Origin of the sequence: Weissella oryzae SG25, from assembly GCF_000691805.2 — a bacterium.
GTDB lineage: Bacteria > Bacillota > Bacilli > Lactobacillales > Lactobacillaceae > Weissella > Weissella oryzae.
This window is the reverse complement of record NZ_DF820512.1, coordinates 1-3,019: the sequence shown is the minus strand read 5'-3', so window position 1 is coordinate 3,019 and position 3,019 is coordinate 1. Positions and strand designations below refer to the sequence as shown.

Annotated in this window: 11 protein-coding genes; all 11 read left to right on the top strand. The window is 37.2% G+C overall.

The window, feature by feature from the left end:
• A partial coding sequence (locus TT13_RS10695) for a DNA methyltransferase (protein WP_027699938.1) occupies positions 1–641 on the top strand: 641 nt, incomplete at its 5' end.
• 96 nt (positions 642–737) lie between these two features.
• A complete protein-coding gene (locus TT13_RS10690; RefSeq protein WP_027699937.1) occupies positions 738–1,112 on the top strand; it encodes a hypothetical protein in 375 nt (124 codons plus the stop codon).
• The gene (locus TT13_RS10685; protein ID WP_027699936.1) at positions 1,105–1,353 is read left to right on the top strand and encodes a hypothetical protein; all 249 of its coding nucleotides are present in this window, start codon (positions 1,105–1,107) and stop codon (positions 1,351–1,353) included. Before TT13_RS10690 ends, TT13_RS10685 begins: the two co-directional genes overlap by 8 nt.
• The gene (locus TT13_RS11680) at positions 1,353–1,475 is read left to right on the top strand and encodes a hypothetical protein (protein WP_278279355.1); all 123 of its coding nucleotides are present in this window, start codon (positions 1,353–1,355) and stop codon (positions 1,473–1,475) included. Before TT13_RS10685 ends, TT13_RS11680 begins: the two co-directional genes overlap by 1 nt.
• A complete protein-coding gene (locus TT13_RS10680; protein ID WP_045476588.1) occupies positions 1,475–1,717 on the top strand; it encodes a hypothetical protein in 243 nt (80 codons plus the stop codon). The genes TT13_RS11680 and TT13_RS10680 overlap by 1 nt, the downstream gene beginning before the upstream one ends.
• Positions 1,718–1,720: 3 nt before the next feature.
• Positions 1,721–1,936 carry a hypothetical protein gene (locus TT13_RS10675; protein WP_027699935.1) on the top strand — a complete coding sequence of 72 codons (216 nt, stop codon included), beginning with the start codon at positions 1,721–1,723 and terminating at the stop codon, positions 1,934–1,936.
• Positions 1,936–2,211 (top strand): hypothetical protein, encoded by a 276-nt coding sequence (locus TT13_RS10670; protein WP_027699934.1) that lies wholly within the window; start codon positions 1,936–1,938, stop codon positions 2,209–2,211. Before TT13_RS10675 ends, TT13_RS10670 begins: the two co-directional genes overlap by 1 nt.
• A complete protein-coding gene (locus TT13_RS11440; RefSeq protein ID WP_190279678.1) occupies positions 2,211–2,372 on the top strand; it encodes a hypothetical protein in 162 nt (53 codons plus the stop codon). The genes TT13_RS10670 and TT13_RS11440 overlap by 1 nt, the downstream gene beginning before the upstream one ends.
• Entirely contained in the window at positions 2,372–2,593 is a 222-nt protein-coding gene (locus TT13_RS10665; protein WP_027699933.1) for a hypothetical protein, read from the top strand. Before TT13_RS11440 ends, TT13_RS10665 begins: the two co-directional genes overlap by 1 nt.
• Positions 2,593–2,859, top strand: coding sequence for a hypothetical protein (locus tag TT13_RS10660; RefSeq protein ID WP_027699932.1), 267 nt, complete (start codon positions 2,593–2,595; stop codon positions 2,857–2,859). Before TT13_RS10665 ends, TT13_RS10660 begins: the two co-directional genes overlap by 1 nt.
• 3 nt (positions 2,860–2,862) lie before the next feature.
• Positions 2,863–3,000: a hypothetical protein gene (locus tag TT13_RS11435; RefSeq protein WP_190279677.1), complete on the top strand. Its 138-nt coding sequence runs from the start codon at positions 2,863–2,865 to the stop codon at positions 2,998–3,000.
• The last annotated feature ends 19 nt before the right edge of the window (positions 3,001–3,019 follow it).

The window sequence follows — 3,019 nt, the reverse complement described above, 5'->3', positions numbered from 1 at the left end:
CAAGCTCAAATCAATGGTATGTAGATGGAGATAACACAAAGGGTGAGAGTGACAAGGCTAATAAGCAATTCTTTGATACAGATAAGAATTTCAATATCGTTGAGTTTATGCACTTTGCCAATCGAATGCTTATCAAAGAGCCAAAGGAAACTGGTAAAGCTCCAGCAATGATTGTCTTTAGTTCTTTTCAACAAATGCCAATGGTGGCCGCATATGGTGAGAAGTATGGGTTTAAGCATTCTTTTCCAATGGTCTTTGTAAAAGATACTAGCCCGCAAGTTTTAAAAGCAAACATGAAGGTTGTTGGTGCAACTGAATATGCAACAGTTCTTTATAGAGATAAGCTCCCAAAGTTCAATAATAATGGCGAGATGATTTTTAACTGGATGCGTTGGGGTCGTGATGGTAAAGAAATACCCAAAGTATACCCGACACAAAAGCCGCAAGGTGTGTTGGAACGGTTAATTGAAATCTTTACAGATAGGGGCGATGTAGTAATTGATCCAGTTGCTGGGAGCGGCTCGACTCTAAGAGCTGCGGCAAGTTTGGGTCGTGAAGCCTATGGTTTTGAAATAAAAAAAGACTTCTACAAAGCAGCAAAAGAAAAAATGTTGTTAGATATTCAACCCAGTTTATTTTAAATGTGTAACGTATTGTTAGATTTAAACGATAAATAAGTGTTGATTATTTAGTAAAACTATCAGTCGAGGGTGAAAAGACTGTGAACCCGTTTTGAAATGCCAAGAAAAGATAAATGGTCTTATGAAGAAAGATATGCAGAGTTCTGTGAGCAACTAGAAGCCGGAGCAACTGTTGAACAAATTGCTGACGATTGGGGTTATACAGCTAGGTCACTGAATGGCAGCAAATATGCTGTTCGTTACCGTAAAGAACATGGTATAGGTAGCGGCCATATAGACGGTGGGCTTTATTTGGGTAATGAAGAACAGTACAACTTTTGGAAAAAAGAAAAACTGCGAATTTTAAGAGAGTTAGGCAGTTATGAGAAGTGGGATGTTGATGAAGCCCAGCCTTTAGTTAAAGAACTGAGAAATGCTTACAAGATGATTAGCAAATACAGTACTAGAAAAAGCGGTGTTGGAGATGAATAAGTATTACTACATTATTCGTAAGTCTGACGGCAAGTATTGGCAACAAGCTTATAAGCCTAGCGGTAAAAGAATAATGACGTGGACTGACGATGAAAAGCTAGCTTGGCGGGCTCACAGCGAGCATTTAAAGCGTGATTTTGTCAGAGAACTAGTTAAAGAAGGAGTTCTAGCTATGGAAGATGCAAAATACAACGGCCTTGAAGAGGTCTACTTTGAAGATGTTGATAGGAGAGATTACTAATGTTGGGGAAGCTTTGGATGTTCATTTGCACACATCCTTGGATGATTGTTGGAATGATGATTGTTGGAGCTGCACTAGTTATTTATGGTAGTTGGTCACTACTAAGCGATAGGAGTAAATGATGAAAGTTGAAATTGATAAAGTTGAGAAGCAAACACCGGAAGATATATACAAACTTGGCAACGTGTTTGTAGCAGAAGACAACAATTTATATTTAGTTTCTCATTTAGAAAATGGTGGCTACTGTCTGGTGAATTTAACACTTAATCAAGTGGTAGCTCAGGTTCGGACACCACTCGATTTAATTGAAAAAGAATATCGAACTACTGACAAACTAATCGATGTAAAGATTGTGAGGGCGTAGGTCATGAGAATTAATGAGCTTGAAAAACGTGATAATTTTGATGATTTAGTTGTATTAGGTCATAGATTTAGAGAGGCATTATTTGAATATCAATATGTGGGTAGTCAGCTTGGTGATATTTTAAATCTACATGGTAGAGAAGTAGGTGTAGTTGCAACACAGTTAGCCAATTGGTATGTCCAACATGATTTCCGCTTGCCAAGTGAGGGGGTTGAGTAATGACATTTGATGAATTTATAGGTGCAATCTCAGACCAAAATTTAGTGAAAAACGCTGCGGCAAAGTCATATTTGAATGACTTAATTGAGGAATTACGCGAGACTTATGCACCAGTGGTTGAACTGGAAGAGCCATTTGCAAGAACCATTTTCCAAATAATTGATAACCCTGACGTATTTGCAACGATTTCCACTAAAGAACATCCGTTGTTTAGTAACGAAACTAACTTAGTATCTGCATATTTGCACCCTGAAACAATTAAGGTGGTTGAGTAATGCAAGTCAAAACTAAATTTACTACTCGTGTAAAACGCGGAACTATTGGAAAAGTTGTTAGTGAACATATGGTTGCTGAACTTTGTTTGAAACTATTTCTAGTTGATTTTGGTTATATGACCATTTGGTTTATGGAACGTGATGTTGAGGTGATTGAGTAATGGCAAAGTACAAGGTACAGATTAATGATTGCGAACTAGGGCTTATGTGGGTAATAGATGAGTTTCTTGATGAGAATGGAAGACTGGTAGATACCGGATCCGTTTATGAGAAAAAATATGCTGAAAGTTATTCTAAAGCCAAGGCTGAACAAATTGCAGGTTTCTTACGTAAAACGTTTTCTAAGCAAGGTGTTAAGAACGTAGTAGAGGTGGTTGAGTAATGGCAAAACTTTATGCAGTAAGAGCGATGGACAATTTAGAACAATCATACAGGTACATTTTAAAGAAATCTTGGCATGGTTATCAATTTTCAAAAACACCTAAATTGTTGTTTAACAGTTTCGATGGCGCAGCAGCATTCATGAATAAATTTGCTCAAGCAAATGCACGTACAAACAGCGGTCGCGTGACTTATGACTTGGATATTGTCGAATTATCTGAAAAGGTAGTTTTCAAATACGTTGATCTATTCAAATCGAGGTGGTAGAAGATGACAACGACTAAAGATAAGCGGGAAGCAATGTTGAAAATAATCATTAACAATATGAAAAATCACACGTTTAGTGAAGAATTATTAATGCCATATGATTTTATTGTGGGTTTGAAGTCAGGATTAGGAGTTAAGTGATGGCAGAACGAGAGATTAA